Here is a 19593-nt window from a genome sequence, read left to right as displayed (position 1 = left end):
TCTACTCATTGAGTATATCCTATTGTAGGATAAAAATAAAGTTTTTAGTGCATATCTTTTTTCATTCCAAAGTATTCAAACATTTTTTCAGATTTTACATATAGGATAACTAATATTACAATGATTGTAGTCAAAAAAGGTATAAATAATATTTTTGTAGTTCCTTTATGAAATTGAGTAAAAAAAATGGGTCCAAATGAAATTCCTAAAAAGCGAAAGCTATTATAAAAAGCTGTAATGACTCCCCTTTTTCCTTTAGGAACACAGCTTGTAACAAATGTATTTAATATAGTTAATATAATCCCTACCCCTGTAGCAATTACCTCTAAAAGAAACAATCTATGTATATATTCTTCAAGATAAGGAATAAGGCTTACTGCTAAAGTACACACAATTAAACTAATCATCATAAATATTTTATAAAAATCTCTCCTTATTTTAAGGTATGCTCCAAACCAATAAGATACAATAGCCATACTAAAAAGTGGAAGGGCCACAACAAATCCTCTTCCTAAAGAATTGTTATCTTGTTTTTTCCCAATAATATCTGATAAATTTGCCAAAAGTCCATATAAAATAAATAATGCTATAAACCCTATAACAAAGCAAAGCAATATGGATAGACGTTTATTTTTTGTAATCATCATAATTTCTTGAAAATATTTTTTTAAATCTTTTCTTTCTGGAATTCTAGAATCTTCATCAATGAAAAACCAGATGAGTAACGCTACAGGTATTGTTAATATAGAATATGAAAAGAAAATCATATACCATGCAATAAGTGCAATAATAGAACCAAGAATGGGACTCAGTATTTTCCCAACACCATTTGATGCTTCAATAATCCCTAAAGCCCTACTTCTATTTCCACTCGAAAACATATCACTCACCAGTGCCATAGCAATAGGAGAAGTCCCTGCAGCGCCAAAACCTTGTATGACTCTTCCTATTAAAATGTATTTATATGGATCTTTGTATAAAATACTTGAAAATCCTGATATAACTCCCCCTAATCCATATATGATTAAAGCAGGTACTAATACTTTCTTTCTGCCTATTCTATCTGATAAGAATCCTAAAAACGGAATTAATAAGGCTGCTGGAAAAGAAAAATAACTAATCAATAGACTTACTTCATATTGACTAATATGTAATTCCCTCTTTATATCTGTAAATACAGGAATTAACATAGAATTTCCTAAAACCATTATAAATGGAACAAAAGATAATGCCATCATTTTAAGTGTATTATTTTTCATCTAGTCACCTCATTTTATATTTACAGCATTATCTTTTCCTTTTCTATGGTTTTTCATTAGGATCAATTTTCTTTTATAGATTTTCATATTCCTCTCTTCTAGGTTTACTTTTACGATTAAACCTCTATAAAAAAATAAAGAGATCAAAATGATCCCCCTTTACTTATACATATTTCTCTTAAACATTCTTTTCCGTCTCGTTGTACTACTCAAAAGATTAAACAACACGCCTCTATAGATCATAATAAAGGATAGTAAAAGCTGTCCTAAAAAATAAAAAACAAACCTTTTGATTGACAAGGAAAAACTGAAACCTCCCATCAAGTAACTTATTGTAAGTGTCTTTCCCATTACAAAATAAAATAGTATCCCTAAAAATATATTGGGCACAAACCAATCTATCCAATTCTCTTTTACAAAAGAAAAGCTATACTGAAACATTTCTTTAAGATCATAATGTTTTTGATAAATCACTTCTGGTAAACAGTTTAATAATATAAAAGCTACCCAATAAAGTAACATCCATAATGTAATAAATCCTATTCTTAATTTTAATATGGGACTTAAAAATAAACCTGCACCATAGTTAATAAACCATATTACCACCATGATCCCATATATTTTCCAAATATATACCTGAAAGCCCTTTTTAAAATCATCCAATGTAACTTTTCCATAGGAAATTATATTTTCTATCAAATACAAATAGTTAGAAAACAAAGCACTCATGACCAAAGTTATAACAATACCTGCTAATATAGAAAATATAAAACTTATTCTAAACAATACAATTGAAATAATAGAATAGATGATCCCTGTAAAGACAATAGGCCAATTTTTTATAGTCAAAGAAAATGCCTTTATACTACTACTTTTATTTGTCTCATAGAGATCACTCAATATATTCATAATATCTCCCCCTAAATATCTACCTTGTGATATTTTGCCTTAGTAAATACCTTTTGCTCTAAATCATAATCAAATAGAACCGTAATTTCATTTTCTACTTTTTCTAGTTTGGGATTTTTTATCAAGTCTAATACATCATATTTAAATTTTTCAAAATGGACTTTTTTAATAATTTCCTTAGCTGCCATGTTCTTATATTTTGATAGGTATTTTTCTAAATTCTTTTCTTCATGTAAAAATTCATGTCTCCTTTTTTGAAAATCTTTTTCTTCAGTATACACGAACAACTTAGGTAATGAAGTCTTTCCCTGCATTAAATAATCAAATTTTAATATTTCTCTAAAGACATCTTCATTTTTCCAATTGCGCTCTTTATAAAATGTTAATAGTATTTCGTAATATTTATTTTTCCCATGAGAAACATGATGATATCCTTTGTCTTCCCAAAAGTCTGCCAATTGATGATAAAAATCCGAAGGATTATCATAAAAATTCTCTATAACATAATTGATTCCATGTTGAAAACCATCTCCATTATAAAAAAGTTCTACCATTTCTTCTATCATTTTAAGTTTCAAAACATCCTTATAACTCATATATTTGTTTTCTAGAACTTCATAGGGTGGCTCATTTTTGAAAACATATTCATGCAAATCCTTATCTTTTCTAATCCCAGATCCTTTTAATAGTTTTAAAAACCCTAATTGAAGCTTTTCAGGCTTTAGATCATATACATCATCAAAAGATTTTTTAAACCTTTTAAAATCTTCAAAGGGCAGTCCTGCAATCAAATCTAAATGAAGATGGATATTCCTAAAAGATCCTATTTTTCTTACTACCTTACTCAGTATATGAAAATCTACTTTTCTATCTATACTCTTCATTGTTGGGTCATAGGTAGTCTGAACACCAATTTCAAATTGAAATAATCCTTCCCTTACATTTGAAAGAAAGGTTAGCATTTCATCATCCAATAAATCAGCTGTGATTTCAAAGTGAAAATTTGTATATCCATTATCATGTTCTACAATATATTTCATAATTTCAAGACTATGACTCTTCTTTACATTGAATGTTCTATCTACAAATTTTACCTGTTTCACTCTTTTTTCTAAAAATAAACCTAAATCCCGTTTCACTTGATCTAATGGAAAAAATCTTACGCCTTTTATAGTGGATGATAAACAATATCTACAATTATGTGGACACCCTCGTGAACTTTCATAATAAATAATTTTATTTTTATATTCCTCTAAATTAGCTGTGTATATGGGTGGAATAGTCCCTAAATCTTTTATTAATTCCCGATCAATGGTTTTAAAAACTTGGCTATTCTCTCGATAAGTAATTCCTTTTATCTCCTTTAGTTTTCCTTTGTTGTTTACTAAAAGATTCATTAATTCTTTAAAGGTTTCTTCTCCCTCACCAACAATAATATGATCAATAGCCCTTTCTTTCTCCATTAATGATACAGCATCAAAGCTTACTTCTGGTCCCCCTAAGACAATGGTTAATTCTGGACGTACTTTTTTCAAATTTCTTACAATAGCTAATGTACTTGATATGTTCCATATATAACAAGAAAAGCATACAATGTCAAATTCACCTTTATAGATTTCCCCTAAAATATAGTCCATATGATGATTGATTGTATATTCCTCAATAGTCATATTAAAATCTTCCTTGCAGTAGCTATATAAATAACGTAGTGCTAATCCTGTATGAATGTATTTGGAATTTAAAGTAGTCAGTAAAATTTTCATGGATTTTTTCCTTTCTATCTGTCTTCTATTTTCTCATTATTGCCCAATCCATTATACCACATTCATTCTGTTCTCCATATAATAGTTGATTTTATCTTTTATATCCTTTTATATGAATAAATCGAAGCTTTTTAAAATCATACGCTGATAAAGGATAATACACTCTATCAATGGTATGCGCTGCTACTAATATTTTATCAATAGTTTTAATTCCAGGCTTTATTTTTACAACTATAGGCGTATGGTCATAAACATTATCCTCTTGAAAATTTATTTGTACCACATCACCAATTTCTATATCCTGTAAATCTGTTTCTTCTCCAATAGGTCCTGTATCTTCATTATTAACAATAAATTTATAAAAATATTCTACACTTGTCCAAGCAGGCGCACGATCATTTATATTCTTATAAAACCATCCATATCTTTTGTAGTTCATAGGACATCCACCTGCATAGATCACCTGTGATACAAAATTTGTACAATCGCCTCCCATTTCCTCAAAATCTGTATATATTGGATTTCTCCTTTGAGCCCATTCACAGGCATATGTTACAGCTTTCTCCCTATCATACTCATAAATTATGCCTTCCATCCTATTCCTCCTCCAATCTAAAATTTTAATAATACCTTTATATCTATATCTTATGCAGGAGCAAAGAGATCTTTTTCAATAAATTTACTCCTTTTATAATTATCTGATTATTTCATCCTTTAGTATGATATACTATAATAAATTGAATAGAGGAGGGATTTTTATGACTATTTTCTCCGCCAGACTATTAAAACATAAGTTTTGCATAGAAGAATTAAGAAAAATCGGTGCAGAGGTTATGGAAATTGAAGGCATTATGTTTATTGTAAAATATCATAAAAATAATTTAAATATCAAATATCTTTACCGGATTAATCCGGATAATACATATCTGCTTGAACGCATAAAGCCATACGCTTTAGTTCTTAGCGAACATCCTTCTGAAGAAAGCGTTATTACAGCCATAAAAAATGATATCGATCAGTTTAATAATGCAAGACACAGTAAAAACTTCGATGCCTTCGTAGGGCTGGACAAAGACTTAACTAAAATTGTACGATCCTTTGAAGATTTATATCTGTATTATAATATTAATAAAGAAGATATTGAATTTTTAAAGAAAGAAGTAAAAAATATGGCTGCAGCTATTCTAGAAATTAAAGATCGAAGTAAAAGGGTATATCATAAAACTGAACCGAAAAGTTTTCGATAAAAAGGAGATGTATTACATTTCCTTTTTTATATGTCTAAAAAACACCATTAAATTTATCTTATTTTGAAGGTTTTATGATATTTTTATCGAATTACATAATATATCATTCGCAAAGGAAGGAGATTATCATGGAAGATTTCGATAAAATATCAATACAAGAAATTTCTAAAAAAGATATGTTAATGATCTTACAAGCTCTTGAATATACAGGTGAAAATACAAAAATTGATGCTTTTATCTCTCTAAAGGATAGTATTCTACAACAATTATGTCTCTTAGCAGAAACAGCAGAAGAAGAATTTCTTGGTTACTTAGAAAAATAAAAATCACAGCACTAAGGCTGTGATTTTTTATAGTCTTCTAAACATTTCATCTTTTATTCCATATGTATTTTCTATCATCATCTCTAATTGCTTTAACAAATTCATTTTATCTCCTGGCAATGTCCCTGCTAATGATACATAATTCGATGCATGATTGCTTCTAAAAACACAATCTTTCACGTTTAAATTTTCAACCAATTCTTTTGTTTCAAGAATCACTTCCTCAGGAGTAAGAAGATTAAATTCTCCCTTTTGTACTTCTTCATACATCTTTGTTCCCTTTTGAACAAGGAGGGTAAGTAATCCTAAATATTGAGGATTTATTTCATTAATTACCCTTGCAGATTCTTTAGCATGCTTACGCCAGTTCTCTTTTCCACCTAATCCTGATATAAGAGTAACGGATAAAGGAATACCTGACTCCACCATTCTTTGTCCTGCTGCAATCATTTCCTCAGAGGTAACCCCCTTATTAATATGCTCTAAAATTTCATCACTTCCTGATTCAGCCCCTAAATAAGCAATCCCTAATCCTAATTCTTTTAAGATTTTCAGCTCATCTACACTTTTTCTCAAAATATCCTTCGGAGCAGAGTATATACCTACCCGTTCACATTCTGGAAAAAGTTCTTTTATTTTTAATAAGATGGTCTTTAAATATTCAGTCTTTAGGGCCAAAGCATTTCCATCGGCTAAAAATATTCTTTTTACATGTTTGTAATAATCTCTCGCCATCTTTAGATCTTCTATAATTTCTTCCATATTTCTCATTCTAAATTGTTTGTCTTTGTACATACTACAAAATGTACATTTATTATGAGAACAACCTATTGTAGCTTGAATAATCAAGCTATAGGCTTCACTAGGTGGTCTATAAACACTTCCTTCATATCTCATTATATCCCTCCACTACATTCTTTCAGGTGCTGCAACCCCAAGTATATTTAATCCATTTTGTAGAGTTTGCTTTGCAGAAGATACAAGAGCAAGTCTTGCCTTTTGCATTTCTTGATCTTCTACTATAATCGGACAATGATGATAAAATCTATTAAAGGCTTGAGCTACATCAACAATATATCTCGTAACAATAGATGGCTCATATTTTCTTGCAGCTTCTTCTACAGTAGTTTGGAACTGTTGGATAACTCTTACTAAATTCATTGCTTCTTCATTCCCTAATAAACCATAGTTTATATTTTCATCCAATTTAGCTTGTGCCTTTCTTAATACACTGCATGCTCTTGCATGGGTATACTGAACATATGGGCCTGTTTCACCATCAAAGTTTAATGTTCTATCCCATGAGAATGTATAGTCCTTTATTCTATTATTAGATAATTCTTGGAAAACTACTGCTCCGATTCCAACTTGTTTTGCTACCTCATCAATATTTGGAAGATCTCCATTCTTTTCTTTAATGATTTTTCTTGTTTGTTCAATGGCTTTTTTAAGTACATCTTCTAAAAATACCACTCTACCTTTTCTTGTAGACATGGTTCCTTCTTCAAGACTTACTAGCCCAAATGGAACATGAATACAATCTTTCGCCCAATCATAGCCCATCAATTCTACAACTTTCATCCATTGTTGAAAATGAAGATTTTGTTGAGATGCCACTACATATATGTTCTTATAAAAATCATAGTTCTCTTTTCTATAAATAGCCGCAGTAATATCTCTTGTAATATAAAGAGTAGACCCGTCACTCTTTCTGATTAATGCTGGAGGCATATTATACTCTTCTAAATCTACAATGTCTGCTCCCTTTGACTCTTTTAACAAATTCTTTTCTTCCATCATATTTAAAACTCTTGGCATTTTATCTGAATAAAAGCTTTCTCCTGCATAGGAATCAAAAGAAATATTCAACATACCATAAACGCGATTAAATTCTTTTAAACTAACATCTCTAAACCATTGCCAAAGTCTTTTGGCTTCTTCATCTCCATCTTCTAATTTTTTAAACCACATTCTACTTTCATCTTCAAGTTCTGGGTGCTTTTCCGCTTCTTCATGCAATTTGATATAAAGCTTTAATAATGTAGGAATAGGATTTGCTTCAACTTCCTTTTCATCTCCCCAATTTTTATAAGCTACAATTAACTTTCCAAATTGAGTCCCATAATCTCCTAAATGATTGATTGTCACTGTATCATATCCTAGGAAATCATATAGCTTATAAATAGCATTTCCAATTACAGTACTTCTAATATGTCCAATATGAAAAGGTTTTGCAATATTCGGAGAAGAAAACTCCACAATAACCTTTCTACCTTCTCCTAAATTAGATGATCCAAATTGGTCTTTCTTTTCTAAAACTTCTTCAATTACAGATTTTGCAAATGTTGCTTTATCGATAAAAAAGTTTACATAAGCTGCCATATTTTCAACTTTTTCAAACAAATCATTTCCTTCAATAGATTCAGCAATTTCCTTTGCAATCATATTGGGTGCTTTTCTAAATATTTTTGCTAGCTTAAAGCAAGGAAAAGCAAAATCCCCCATCTGCGAATTTGGTGGAATCTCCATCATTTCAAGAATCTCTTCAACTGTTAACCCCTCAACTTTTTGTGATAAAATATCAGCTATTTCCTTTTTAAAATCAATCATGTCTAGATCCTCCTCTTTATTTATCAAAAATAAAAACTCTCCATCTCTTAAACCAAGAGACGAGAGTTATTTCCCGTGTTACCACTCTTATTGATACAAAATGTATCCACTCTAATCCTTTATAACGGTAGGATTCCGTTTTGCCTACTTCCCTTCAACAAAAATCTCAAAGGTGCGCTTCAATCTTAGTAGTATATCGGACTCTCACCAACTCCGATTCGCTTTAACACATCCTAAAATTTACTTTCCTTTTCATTGATATAATATTCATTTTGAATAATAATTTATCATAATTTTTCATCTAAATCAAGAGGTTTCATAGCTTTATTCTTTTATTTTTTACAGAGCCTCTAAAAATATACTTTTTATTGATCCTTACATCTATTTTTCTCTGCTCTATTAGTTGTATTATTGTGTAATTATTGTAACATTTTGTATGTTTTAAAATGCATTTCTTTATTATTTATGTACAACATTCAATGAATATGTTATACTATTTGACATAACTCTTATTCAGTTGTAAAATATAGTTACAGTTGAATTATCTGACAATTCAGTTAAATTAATCAAAAGGAGGTCATTTAATGAAAAAAATGCAATTAACAACAAAAATTCTTATTGGATTAGGCTTAGGTATTTTAGTAGGTCTTATGTTAACAGGTTCCCCTGACACAGCTACTACATACATTAAGCCCTTCGGAACATTATTTCTTAATTTAATTAAAATGATTATTGTTCCTTTAGTATTTTCATCCTTAATCGTTGGAGCTGCAAGTGTTGGAGATGTAAAAAAACTGGGTAGAATAGGAGGAAAAACCGTAGGGTATTATTTATGCACAACAGCCGTTGCCGTAACCATCGGACTTATACTAGGTAATGTTTTACAACCAGGGGCTGGCATGACAATTCCCGTAGATGCTAGTATTGCAGCAAAAGAAGCACCTTCTCTTATAGATACATTATTAAATATTTTCCCTAAAAATCCATTAAAGGGTTTAGTAGAAGGAAATATGCTTCAAATCATTGCTTTTGCATTATTCTTAGGAATAGGCGCAACGTCTTTGCCTGAAGAAAAAGGAAAACCTTTTATTGATTTCTTTGATAGCTTAGCAGAAATCATGTATAAAGTTACTGCATTTATTATGAGTTTGGCTCCATATGGTGTATTTGCATTAATTGCTCCAGTTGTTGCAACAAACGGACCAGCTGTATTATTGCCACTACTTAAAGTAATTGGTGCTGTTTATATTGGCTGTATCCTTCATGCTGTACTTGTATACTCTAGTGCCGTAAAAGTTTTTGCAAAAATCAGTCCTGTAAAATTCTTTAAGGGTATTATGCCAGCAGCTCTTACAGCATTTAGTACAACAAGTAGTTCTGGAACGCTTCCTGTTTCTATTAGATGTACTAGAGAAAACTTAGGAGTATCAGAAGGTGTATCTAGTTTCGTTCTACCTCTTGGTGCTACCATCAATATGGATGGAACAGCTCTTTACCAAGGCGTTTGTGCCTTATTTGTTGCTCAAGTATATGGTTTAGATTTAAGTATGTCTCAACAATTAACTATCATTCTTACAGCAACTCTTGCATCCATTGGTACTGCAGGAGTACCCGGAGCAGGTTTTATCATGCTTACGATGGTTGTTAAATCTGTAGGCTTACCACTTGAGGGGGTTGCCTTAATCGGAGGAATTGATAGAGTTTTAGATATGGCAAGAACTTCTGTAAATGTTATTGGAGATACTTCAGCAGCAGCAGTTATTGCAGCTACTGAAGGAGAATTACATTTGCCAGATGAAAAAACAACTATTTAATCATTCATACAGCTTGGTCTTCCCAAGCTGTATTATTTTTTGTTATAATAGAAAATGAAAATCATTAACTAGTTTATATGTAGAATTGGAGGATGAAAGATATGTGTAAAAAATTAGGAATTTTAGGTGGAATGGGACCTTTAGCAACAGCTGATCTCTTTAAAAAAGTCATACTACTAACAGATGCTAATTGTGATCAAGAACATATCCATATATTAATAGATAATAACACTTCTATACCCGATAGAACAGCGCATCTTATAGCAGAGGGTGATGATCCTAGAGAACAACTCATTGCATCTGCTAAAAGACTTGAAAGTATGGGTGCTGATTTTTTAATCATGCCTTGTAATACAGCTCATAATTTTTATGAAGCTATTATAAAGGAAATTGAAATTCCTTTCCTAAATATGATTGAAGAAACATCAAAATTTATTGCTGAAAAATATGCGGGTAAAAAAATAGGTCTCCTGGCAACAGAAGGTACTTGCCAAACAGGTGTATATGATCGAGCTATCCAAAAATATGGAATGGAATTGGTAAAGCCTACGAAAACTCAAAAAAATGTTACTGATTTTATTTATGATATAAAAGCAGGCAAAGATATTACTATAGATGGATTTAATGAAAGCGTTGAAGAATTAAAAAATCTAGGTGCAGAAGTTTTCATATTAGGATGTACAGAGCTTTCTGTTGGCTATGAAATGTTTAAAATGAAAGGAAATTATGTAGATCCATTAGAAGTCATTGCCCTTCGTGCCATTCATTTTGCAGGTAAAAAATCATTAAAATCATTATAAAAATAATCCATTCATTTTATTAATTTATTATTTTGTATAAATCTATTCATACAACTTAGATTGATCTAAGCTGTATGAATTTTTTAAATATGATAAAATAGTGTATATCCTAATCCTTGGAGGTAGACAATTTGATTAAAAGAACTATTTATCTACTCATGAAATATTTTATTGAAAAAAAAGAGTTTTTTCTATATCCCTATAAAGAAATACAAAGTATATTGGATATTTCTTTACATAAGCAAATTTGGTTTTCTCACTTTTTTGTCGACTTTGTTCACAAAGATTTTTTAGAAGGATCTATAGAATATCAAAAGAGTATTATTTATAATCACTACCACGAGATAAAACAAAAAAATACATTTAAAAAATTATTTTTTTACAAAATTATTGTCTTAGAAAATTCATTTGATCATTCATTAGATCATTTAGACGCTTTATCCTCATGGCTAAAGGAAGAAAAAATAAATATTCATCTTATAGTCATTGATGCTTCTTCAAATCAAGTATTTTCTCTTTTTTCAAATTTCAAAGATCAAGAACAAGTTGAAAATTTTATTCACGAAACTATCCTTTCTCTTCCCTATGAAACAGTAGAAACTATTGATCTTTTAGAAATTGAAAACATGACTAGAGACAAAAAGGGCTATTCCTTTAAGAATAAAAAGTCCTATGTTACCCATATACTCATGGGCCTAAATATTATTTATTTTATTTATATATCTATAACAGGCAGTAGTACTGATATTGATCACATTATCAATCTTGGAGCTAAATACAATCCCCTTATTGCATCAGGAGAGTATTATCGTTTGATTACAAGTATGTTTATTCATATAGGCATTACTCATCTATTATTTAACACTTATGCATTAAAAAGTCTTGGAAAAGATGTAGAGTTTATGTATGGTTCTTTAAAATTTTTCATCATTTATATGATTGCTGGCCTATTTGGTAGTCTATCTAGTTTTCTATTTAGTTCTGCTGTATCTGCTGGAGCCTCAGGGGCTATCTTTGGTCTTATGGGTGCCTATCTTTACTTTGGCATACAGAAGCCTTCTATTTTTTCAGCAAGATATGGATTAAATATGGTTTCCTTAATCATTATCAATATTGTCTTTGGTCTTACTAATTCAAATATTGATAATTTCGCTCACTTAGGTGGGCTCATAGGAGGTTTTTTAGCTAGCTACGCTTTAGGCCTTAAGACAGAAAAATTTTTAAAATTAAAAAAAGTTACTGTTCAATTCTTGATTATCACCATCATTGTAGGCTCTCTTATAGGTGGTTCTTTTATCCAAATTCAAAGCTGGCAGCATAGCTTTCATATGGGCATTTATTATCTTAAAAAGAATGACTTAAGTCATGCTAAACTACAATTTCAAGAAGGCATTGAAAAAAATGATCAAATCCCCGAATTTTATTTTTATTTAGCCTATGTTTCTTATCAAGAGGGAGATAAAGATACAACCATCCATTACCTTGAAAAGACGTTATCTATCAATCCTAATCATTCTATGGCTAGAAATTTCTTAAATGATATTCAAGGAAATTAGTTCTTTCAGATAAAAACTGTCTAATTAGACAGTTTTTATCTATTTAAATTTTAAAATATGATTAATCTTCTTCCTTCAGTTTTTCAAATATTTTTTTTAACAACAAAGTTGTAGCCCATACAGGCATAGGCTCATTAATTTTCTCTTTCCACCCTTCTAAATCATTTAAAATTCCTTTTGTATGCAAATATTCAACACCTGCATATTTCCATCTATCCTCATCCATTTTATGAATATTTTCATAGGAATATCCCATATATTCACATATAGCTTTTACAACTGCCTCCGCATAATCTTTCCAATGCTTTAGGATTCTATCTATATCTTCCTTTTGATCTGCAAATCCATATTCAACAATAACCGTTTCTACATTTCCTGTTTCACGATGCATAAAGTAATAATCCAAATTAGGACTATGGGATAAGGTTTTAGAAAATACTCTTCTTGTCTTTTGTCCTGTTTGTCTTATTTTATCTAAAATTTTTGTTGCTAATTTGCCATCACTGTGAATACTATGGATGGTTTCTGCCCCTTGACCCCCACCTGCATTAATATGATTAGAGATACAATATTTTGCTTCTGAATCCCTTACTATTTTTGATCTCTTAGAAGAAGACAAATACATATCATTATTTCTAGTCAATTGTACAGAAATGCCTAATTCAGATAATCTTTTATACTGATATTTTGAAATTTCTAGTGCCATATCTTTTTCTAGCCAATATTCATTACTTCCTCCTCCAGGATCCTTTCCTCCATGACCAGGATCAATAATAATCAATGGTTTCAACTAAACACCTCCCTGATTTTCTGTTTATTGCTAATATATTTATATGTTTTCATCCATTTTTATGTAACTCCTTATTCATAAAGCGCATAATCAAGGGTACACTATTTATGGAGGTGTTATGATGAAAAAAATCATTGCTACGATGCTTTTTGTGATTGTTATGATTGCTTTTACAGGATGTAATGTATCTGGTGAAAAACCCTTCGCCTATTTACCCGCCTATGAGCCTATGACCTTTGAAAACTTTGAAAAAGCCACAGAAGAAGAAGGGTTAGATCATGCAACCTTTACAGTAAAAAATTCAAGTTATGAAAACTTCTTAGCTGATTATGAAAATTTTCTTCATGAGAATGGCTGGAAAACAACAGATGACAAAAAACCATTGTCCCTCAACTTAAAAAAGAATGATCATATTGTTATCCTCGTATTAACATCAAAAAATACAGATAAAGATGTTAAAGGACTCATTTATTCAAAATAAAAAATCTCTCAGTTTGAGAGATTTTTTATTTCTATTTATTTATCGGCAAAAAATCCATCCATAAATTCAAAAGGCTTACTCATATCCACATCATTAATTTCATCTAAAATTTGTCCTTCAACCATTAACTGTACCTTTTCATTTCCTGCTGCTACCATTGTATCCACAATACTTGCAACAGTTAATGAAGTTTCTGTAGCATCCTCTTTTAATCCTTCTATAAACTCTTTTGAAAGATCTATGGTAACTACCCCATTTGCTTTTTGAATAGATAATATTTTTGTTCCTTCTGGTATTGGATTTTTAAATTCTCCAAAAGGTTCAAAATCTATGAGTTCATTCATAAGAAATTCTTCTATGCTCTTTCCTTTAAGCTTTTTATCCTCTTTCTCTATACTATATGCTTCATCAAACAAAAATGGCATTTCCTTATGTTTAACATATAAAACATAATCCATGGTTTTCTCTTCTTCTTTCTGATTTTCTTCAATTACTGGTTTCACTGTACTGTCATTTTCTATTTCTTTTTCTTCTTTCTTACACCCTACAAAAAATATACTTGCCATTAAGATCATACATAATAATATTGTTACAATTTTTTTCATGACCATTTCCCCCTTCTTTGAAAGATTATTTTATTTGATTTTTAAAACTTTCTTCATCAACTATCTTGATTCCTTCTTTTTTAAATAAAGCAGCAGTAACCCCATCTCCATTTTTCTTCTTCCCTGAAAAGCTACCGTCATAAATCATTCCCTTTCCACAAGATGGACTTTTCCCTTTAAGTATTGCACTTTTTACACCATATAATTTTGCAATTCTTAAGGCTTGTTGGGCTCCTTTTAAAAAACATGAAGTTTTATCTTCTCCATTTTTATTCATAACTTTTGCGCATTTATTCAATACAGCCTGTCCATCTCCACCTACAATCTCACAAGGAACTCTAGGAGTAGACAATCCTCCTAATTGCTCTGGACATACTAAAATAGCTTTTTTTTCCTTTACAAGGGAGAGAATCTCTTCTCTTAAATTATTTTCACCATCATATTTACAATCTACCCCTGCTAAACAAGCGCTAATGAGGATCAACTCTTTCACCCCCTTTTCTATTTTAACTCAACAATGGTAACCCCTGTTCCCCCTTCTCCATAAGCTCCATCTCTTGAGCTTTTTACATGTTTATGTCTTTTTAGCATATTTTTAATGCCTTCACGTAGTACCCCTGTACCCTTTCCATGAATAATACTTATCTCATTTAAACCTGCAATATATGCATCATCTAAGTATTTATCCGTATTCATCCTCGCTTCCTCTAAAGTCTGTCCTCTTAGGTCAATGGATGTTTTAACACTTTGGGCTTTACGTTTTGCAATCTTTCCAGCACCAGATTTTTTGATATTTTCCCTATTTTCCTTTTCTAGTCTTAAATTTTTAATATTTACATTGATTTTCATAATTCCTACTTGTACAGTTAAATCTCCCTTTTGATCTGGTTTTGATGCAACTTCTCCTTTTTGATTCAAATTAATGATTAATACCGTATCTCCCATTTTTAAATTCTTTGGTGGTTTAGTATTCACACTTATATCCATACTTAATCCTAAACCTTTTTCCATCTCACTAATTTTTCCTCTTAAATTTTTTCTTGTTTCTTCAATTTTTCTATTTCTTTCCTTTTCCTCTTGAACTTTTTCCATATCCCTTAATTCTTTTATAACTCTATCGGCCTCTTCTTTGGCATCCTTTAAAACTTTTCTAGCCTCTTCTCGTGATTCTTTTAAAATCTTCTCTCTTTGCATTGCTAATTTTTCATTTTTTTGTTCATACTCACTTTTTTGCTTTTGTATCATCAATTTTAATCTTACAGCTTCGTCCCTTTCCTCTTCAGCCATTCGCTTATCTTTTTCAATAGATGTTAACAAATCTTCAAAGGCAATATCTTCTCTAGAAATAAGACCTTTAGACTTTTCTATAATATATTCACTAAGTCCTAGTCTTTTTGATATTTCAAAGGCATTTGATTTTCCTGGAACACCAATTAAAAGTTTGTAGGTAGGGCTTAAGGTTTCTACATTAAACTCTACAGATGCATTCTCCACGCCCTTTGTCGTTAGGGCAAATTCCTTTAATTCCGTATAATGAGTTGTAGCAATGGTTCTTACCCCCATAGTATAAAGATGTTCTAAAATGGCAATAGCAAGGGCTGCCCCTTCTGTAGGATCTGTTCCAGCTCCAAGCTCATCTAGTAATACTAATGAATTACTATTTACCTGCTTTAATATTTCAACAATATTTGTCATATGGGAAGAAAAGGTACTAAGACTTTGCTCAATACTTTGCTCATCCCCAATATCTGCAAATACCTGCTCAAATACAGATAGTTTTGTCCCATAATCAGCAGGCACATGTAATCCGCTCTGAGCCATAACTGTAAGAAGTCCTACCGTTTTTAAGGTTACAGTTTTCCCCCCTGTATTGGGTCCTGTAATGACCAATGTATTAAAGGTATCCCCAATATAAATATTTGTAGGCACCACCGTTTTTTGATCTAACAAAGGATGTCTTCCATTTTTTATACGAATATATCCATCCTTATTGATTTCTGGTTCTACGCCATTCATACTTACAGCTAATTTTCCTTTTGCAAATATAAAATCTAATATAGAAAGTACCTTTTGATTGGACTTAATTTCTTGTACCCGCTCCCCAATTAGTGCTGTTAACTCACTAAGTATTCTTTCTATTTCTGCCTTTTCTTTTAATTTTAATTCTTTTAATTCATTATTAAGCTGTACAATGGCCATAGGTTCGATAAAAAGGGTAGCTCCACTAGAAGATTGGTCATGAATAAGCCCTGGTACATTAGCTCTATATTCTTGCTTTACAGGCACCACATAGCGATCCTGTCTAATGGTAATAATAGCATCTTGTAAATACTTCTGATGCTTAGTTGAAGAAATCATGCTATTTAATCTATTTCTAATGGCTACATTTTTTGATTCCATGGTTCTTCTTATATTTCTTAATGCAGGACTAGCATGATCAGATATTTCATCCTCTCCTACAATGCATTCATTAATTCGATCTTCAATGCTTTTAAAGGTAAATAAACTACTTATATATCCGCCTATAACTGGAAACTTCCCTTCTCCTTCTTTGGCTTCTTTCATGAAACTTTTTAATCTTCTTGCAGCTCTTAAGGTATCTGAAACCTCAAGAAGTTGCCCCGGATAAAGGAATGATTCAATTTCAGCTCTCTTTAAATGATAAGATAAATCATGAACCCCTCCTAATGGAATATTTCCTCTTTGTAATAGTATACTTGTTGCTTCATGCGTTTCTTTTTGCCACGTTACAACCATTTCATATTCTGTTGATGGCTCTAGGCTTTCTGCTATTTTCTTTCCTAAAGTTGAGTGTGCATATCCTATTAGCTTATTTTTTATCTTTTCAAATTCTAAAACTCTTAGCGTTCTTTCGTTCATTATAACTCCCCTTTACATAACTCCTCTAAAAAAGTGTCCTTTTGTCAATCCATTTTCTTTCATCTTTTTAATAAACTGTTGTACTCCCTTATCTTTCTTATTTCCTTCTTTAGTATTTTTCATCTCTTGTATATAGGCATTTAATGTTTCTTCAATCTCTTTTGTATCTTCTGTGGTAAAGTTTATTCTAAAATCATTACATCCTGAACCCATCAATTCTTTCATATGCTCAATTAAGCATAACTTTTGAGCATTTAATATTTGAACTTTACAATTGCTTTCTCTTACCATTGGAAAAACTACCCCTAATGGATCTTTTAATCCAAATTGATTCCTTTCACAAGCCCCACAATGATTTTGGTTATTTTTAAGTATAGTAGATACAGGACAATATTTACTAATCATAAGGGGTAAATTTCCATGAATAATCGCTTCACAAGGAAGCAAAGATTTTTTTGTAATTTCTTTTATGTCCTTTAATGTCAGTTCAGGAGATAATGTAACTTCTTTCACTTTCGTCTCTTTTAAATATTCCATTGCACCATTATTGAATATATTGAGTGAAAAATCTGTAACAATACAAATATCTCCTAATTCTTTTGCTATATTTAATACCCCTAAGTTTGAAGCTAAAATCCCTTGTATTTGTAATTTTTTTAATTTTTCCTTGATTGTTTTTAATTCTTTATCTTCTGTGATCCTCGAAAAAGATGGAAACAACGGTATATGATAATTTTTCCCTAAGTTTATAGCTTCCTCTATTGTATCAAAATCATTATAATAAATTCTATCTACAGAAAAGTCAAGTACTGCTTTTAGTTGATTTAAATTATTCACACTTACATGAATATGCATTTCTTTTTCCTTTTGTTTTTCTTTAAACATAAACCATTTTTCTATTTTTTCATGAAAGCTTTTTACATCTATATTATTTCTATGATGATAATTTCCCCTTAAATCACTTAGCTTCTCAATAGCAGTTCTTCTTAATTGATTAATTGCGCTAATTGGAATAGCTACTCCTTCATCTACCTGAATATCTATTTTCTTTAGTTCATAAGGAGTACTCCCAAGCTTTGAAATTTGTCCATAAATTCTTTCTTCAGTCGTAGGTGTTTTAAGTGCTTTTTCAGCCTTAATATCTCCTTTCTCATGAACAAAGTTTTCCTTATCATCCCATAATAATAATTCAATTTCTTTATCTAATTTACCATGAAATTGTCCATAAATAGGGATATTTTTATCTTTTCTTTCATAAGTCTCTTTTGCCTTTTTTAAAAGCTCACTATCAGAAGTTTTATATACTAAACTATCCTTATATACTACATGCTTAAAATTGATTTCAACAATCTCGCCTTTCCTTGCCCTATCTGTTTTTTCTCCTTTTCTTAAAATATATTCTACAATACAACCTGGGTTATCTCCCTTTTTAGCCCATATTTCAAGGCCATCTCCCTTTGATAAGTTTTCTTCTAATCTAATTTTTACTCTTCTTTTATGTTGATCATACTCAAGAACCTTTCCAATTTTTATTCCTCTATTACTCGGTTTTGAAAAGCTCATAAGATTTTGTCCTTTTTCTCCTAATATATATCCTTTTGTAAACCTTCTATTGAACATCTGTTTTACTTCTTTTAGTGTCTTTTCATCTATTTGTGGTTTCTTTTTACTTAAAATATACTGATCAACAGCTTTTCGATAAGCACTCACAACGGTAGCCACATATTCTGGTCTTTTCATTCTTCCTTCAATTTTAAGAGATTTTACCCCTGTATCTAATATTTCATTGATATCTTCTAATGTATTTAAATCTCTCGGGCTAAGAAGATAGTTTCCAAAATCATGTGCTATCTTTTTTTCTGTGCTCATATCCACTAAATCATAAGTTTTTCTACAAGGTTGGGCACATCTTCCCCGATTTCCACTTCTCCCTCCAATCATACTGCTCATCAGGCATTGTCCTGAATAACTAATACAAAGAGCACCATGGACAAATACTTCTATATCCGTTTTTGTATTTTTTTTCACTAAAGCAATTTCTTCCTTTGACATTTCACGAGCAAGTACTACTCTTTTGAAGCCCATTTCTTCTAAAAGTTTTACTCCTTCAAAATTATGAACAGACATCTGAGTACTTGCATGTAGTTCAAAATCTGGAAATAAATCTCTTACAAGCTTTGCTACCCCTAAATCTTGAACAATCAATGCATCCACATCTATATGATATAAAAAAGCTATATATTTTCCTAACTCCTTTAATTCCTTATTAGATAGTAAAGTATTTACTGTAACAAATACTTTTACATCTCTTATATGACAATAATTTACTGCTTTTTTTAATTCTTCCTCATCAAAATTTGTTGCATACTGTCTTGCACTAAATAGTTTTCCACCTAAATATACTGCATCTGCTCCACTTTGTACTGCAGCAACTAGTGATTCCCAGCTTCCAACTGGTGCTAATAATTCTATATCCATTTGTATCATCTCCTGTAAAAACATTTATCAACCCACTAAAAAAGTAGTAATATTATTATATCACTACTTTCATCATAC

The 19593-nt window shown here is 30.7% G+C and carries 18 protein-coding genes and 1 other annotated feature; of the genes, 6 read left to right on the top strand and 12 right to left on the bottom strand.

Going from position 1 to position 19593, the window contains the following annotated elements; all coding sequences use genetic code 11:
- Positions 1–44 precede the first annotated feature (44 nt).
- The 5 genes from K7H06_RS05015 to K7H06_RS04995 form a co-directional block, all read right to left on the bottom strand.
- Complete coding sequence (locus K7H06_RS05015; RefSeq protein WP_223038849.1) at positions 45–1259, bottom strand: MFS transporter; 1215 nt, start codon at positions 1257–1259, stop codon at positions 45–47.
- 9 nt (positions 1260–1268) lie between these two features.
- The gene (locus tag K7H06_RS05010; RefSeq protein ID WP_223038848.1) at positions 1269–1406 is read right to left on the bottom strand and encodes a hypothetical protein; all 138 of its coding nucleotides are present in this window, start codon (positions 1404–1406) and stop codon (positions 1269–1271) included.
- Positions 1407–1418: 12 nt separating this feature from the next.
- Positions 1419–2168, bottom strand: a complete 750-nt coding sequence (locus K7H06_RS05005; protein ID WP_223038847.1) for a hypothetical protein — start codon at positions 2166–2168, stop codon at positions 1419–1421.
- 11 nt (positions 2169–2179) lie between these two features.
- A complete protein-coding gene (locus K7H06_RS05000; RefSeq protein WP_223038846.1) occupies positions 2180–3931 on the bottom strand; it encodes a B12-binding domain-containing radical SAM protein in 1752 nt (583 codons plus the stop codon).
- Between the two features lie 91 nt (positions 3932–4022).
- Positions 4023–4526, bottom strand: coding sequence for an amidase domain-containing protein (locus tag K7H06_RS04995; protein ID WP_223038845.1), 504 nt, complete (start codon positions 4524–4526; stop codon positions 4023–4025).
- A gap of 163 nt (positions 4527–4689) precedes the next feature.
- Here K7H06_RS04995 and K7H06_RS04990 point away from each other — a divergent pair, with 163 nt between their 5' ends.
- Both K7H06_RS04990 and K7H06_RS04985 read left to right on the top strand, forming a co-directional pair.
- On the top strand, positions 4690–5178 hold the full coding sequence (locus K7H06_RS04990; RefSeq protein WP_223038844.1) for a hypothetical protein: 489 nt from the start codon (positions 4690–4692) through the stop codon (positions 5176–5178).
- Positions 5179–5306: 128 nt separating this feature from the next.
- Positions 5307–5501, top strand: a complete 195-nt coding sequence (locus K7H06_RS04985) for a hypothetical protein (protein ID WP_223038843.1) — start codon at positions 5307–5309, stop codon at positions 5499–5501.
- Between the two features lie 27 nt (positions 5502–5528).
- Here the strand turns inward: K7H06_RS04985 and K7H06_RS04980 are convergent, their stop codons facing one another.
- Positions 5529–6398, bottom strand: coding sequence for a radical SAM protein (locus K7H06_RS04980; RefSeq protein WP_223038842.1), 870 nt, complete (start codon positions 6396–6398; stop codon positions 5529–5531).
- 12 nt (positions 6399–6410) lie between these two features.
- On the bottom strand, positions 6411–8111 hold the full coding sequence (gene argS / locus K7H06_RS04975) for an arginine--tRNA ligase (RefSeq protein WP_223038841.1): 1701 nt from the start codon (positions 8109–8111) through the stop codon (positions 6411–6413).
- A 52-nt stretch (positions 8112–8163) separates the two neighbouring features.
- Positions 8164–8376: a binding site (T-box leader), on the bottom strand.
- A gap of 328 nt (positions 8377–8704) precedes the next feature.
- Here argS and K7H06_RS04970 point away from each other — a divergent pair.
- From K7H06_RS04970 to K7H06_RS04960, 3 genes are all read left to right on the top strand, one after another.
- Positions 8705–9925, top strand: a complete 1221-nt coding sequence (locus K7H06_RS04970) for a dicarboxylate/amino acid:cation symporter (RefSeq protein WP_223039947.1) — start codon at positions 8705–8707, stop codon at positions 9923–9925.
- A gap of 101 nt (positions 9926–10026) precedes the next feature.
- Positions 10027–10725, top strand: coding sequence for a cysteate racemase (gene cuyB, locus K7H06_RS04965; RefSeq protein WP_223038840.1), 699 nt, complete (start codon positions 10027–10029; stop codon positions 10723–10725).
- A 131-nt stretch (positions 10726–10856) separates the two neighbouring features.
- Positions 10857–12281, top strand: a complete 1425-nt coding sequence (locus K7H06_RS04960) for a rhomboid family protein (protein WP_223038839.1) — start codon at positions 10857–10859, stop codon at positions 12279–12281.
- A 61-nt stretch (positions 12282–12342) separates the two neighbouring features.
- Here K7H06_RS04960 and K7H06_RS04955 read toward each other — a convergent pair whose 3' ends face one another.
- Positions 12343–13071, bottom strand: coding sequence for an N-acetylmuramoyl-L-alanine amidase family protein (locus K7H06_RS04955; RefSeq protein WP_223038838.1), 729 nt, complete (start codon positions 13069–13071; stop codon positions 12343–12345).
- Between the two features lie 121 nt (positions 13072–13192).
- On the opposite strand from K7H06_RS04955, the gene K7H06_RS04950 reads away from it, so the two are divergent.
- Complete coding sequence (locus tag K7H06_RS04950) at positions 13193–13552, top strand: hypothetical protein (RefSeq protein ID WP_223038837.1); 360 nt, start codon at positions 13193–13195, stop codon at positions 13550–13552.
- Positions 13553–13587: 35 nt separating this feature from the next.
- On the opposite strand, the gene K7H06_RS04945 is transcribed toward K7H06_RS04950, so the two are convergent.
- Genes K7H06_RS04945 through K7H06_RS04930 form a run of 4 tightly spaced genes read right to left on the bottom strand, consistent with a single transcriptional unit; the run spans position 13588 to position 19515 of the window.
- Positions 13588–14157: a GerMN domain-containing protein gene (locus K7H06_RS04945; protein ID WP_223038836.1), complete on the bottom strand. Its 570-nt coding sequence runs from the start codon at positions 14155–14157 to the stop codon at positions 13588–13590.
- Positions 14158–14182: 25 nt separating this feature from the next.
- Positions 14183–14641 (bottom strand): 2-thiouracil desulfurase family protein, encoded by a 459-nt coding sequence (locus tag K7H06_RS04940; protein WP_223038835.1) that lies wholly within the window; start codon positions 14639–14641, stop codon positions 14183–14185.
- Between the two features lie 17 nt (positions 14642–14658).
- A complete protein-coding gene (locus tag K7H06_RS04935; protein WP_223038834.1) occupies positions 14659–17037 on the bottom strand; it encodes an endonuclease MutS2 in 2379 nt (792 codons plus the stop codon).
- A gap of 12 nt (positions 17038–17049) precedes the next feature.
- Complete coding sequence (locus K7H06_RS04930) at positions 17050–19515, bottom strand: U32 family peptidase (RefSeq protein ID WP_223038833.1); 2466 nt, start codon at positions 19513–19515, stop codon at positions 17050–17052.
- Positions 19516–19593: the final 78 nt, after the last annotated feature.

The organism is Crassaminicella profunda, from assembly GCF_019884785.1.
Taxonomy (GTDB): Bacteria; Bacillota; Clostridia; order Peptostreptococcales; family Thermotaleaceae; genus Crassaminicella; species Crassaminicella profunda.
This window is presented reverse-complemented; position numbering and strand designations above follow the sequence as displayed.

What these genes read in the sequence shown, in the direction of transcription:
- K7H06_RS05015 (WP_223038849.1), bottom strand. Translation starts at nt 1,259, where the DNA reads ATGAAAAATAATACACTTAAAATGATGGCATTATCTTTTGTTCCATTT.
- K7H06_RS05005 (WP_223038847.1), bottom strand. Translation starts at nt 2,168, where the DNA reads ATGAATATATTGAGTGATCTCTATGAGACAAATAAAAGTAGTAGTATA.
- K7H06_RS05000 (WP_223038846.1), bottom strand. Translation starts at nt 3,931, where the DNA reads ATGAAAATTTTACTGACTACTTTAAATTCCAAATACATTCATACAGGA.
- K7H06_RS04995 (WP_223038845.1), bottom strand. Translation starts at nt 4,526, where the DNA reads ATGGAAGGCATAATTTATGAGTATGATAGGGAGAAAGCTGTAACATAT.
- K7H06_RS04990 (WP_223038844.1), top strand. Translation starts at nt 4,690, where the DNA reads ATGACTATTTTCTCCGCCAGACTATTAAAACATAAGTTTTGCATAGAA.
- K7H06_RS04985 (WP_223038843.1), top strand. Translation starts at nt 5,307, where the DNA reads ATGGAAGATTTCGATAAAATATCAATACAAGAAATTTCTAAAAAAGAT.
- K7H06_RS04980 (WP_223038842.1), bottom strand. Translation starts at nt 6,398, where the DNA reads ATGAGATATGAAGGAAGTGTTTATAGACCACCTAGTGAAGCCTATAGC.
- argS (WP_223038841.1), bottom strand. Translation starts at nt 8,111, where the DNA reads ATGATTGATTTTAAAAAGGAAATAGCTGATATTTTATCACAAAAAGTT.
- K7H06_RS04970 (WP_223039947.1), top strand. Translation starts at nt 8,705, where the DNA reads ATGCAATTAACAACAAAAATTCTTATTGGATTAGGCTTAGGTATTTTA.
- cuyB (WP_223038840.1), top strand. Translation starts at nt 10,027, where the DNA reads ATGTGTAAAAAATTAGGAATTTTAGGTGGAATGGGACCTTTAGCAACA.
- K7H06_RS04950 (WP_223038837.1), top strand. Translation starts at nt 13,193, where the DNA reads ATGAAAAAAATCATTGCTACGATGCTTTTTGTGATTGTTATGATTGCT.
- K7H06_RS04945 (WP_223038836.1), bottom strand. Translation starts at nt 14,157, where the DNA reads ATGAAAAAAATTGTAACAATATTATTATGTATGATCTTAATGGCAAGT.
- K7H06_RS04935 (WP_223038834.1), bottom strand. Translation starts at nt 17,037, where the DNA reads ATGAACGAAAGAACGCTAAGAGTTTTAGAATTTGAAAAGATAAAAAAT.
- K7H06_RS04930 (WP_223038833.1), bottom strand. Translation starts at nt 19,515, where the DNA reads ATGGATATAGAATTATTAGCACCAGTTGGAAGCTGGGAATCACTAGTT.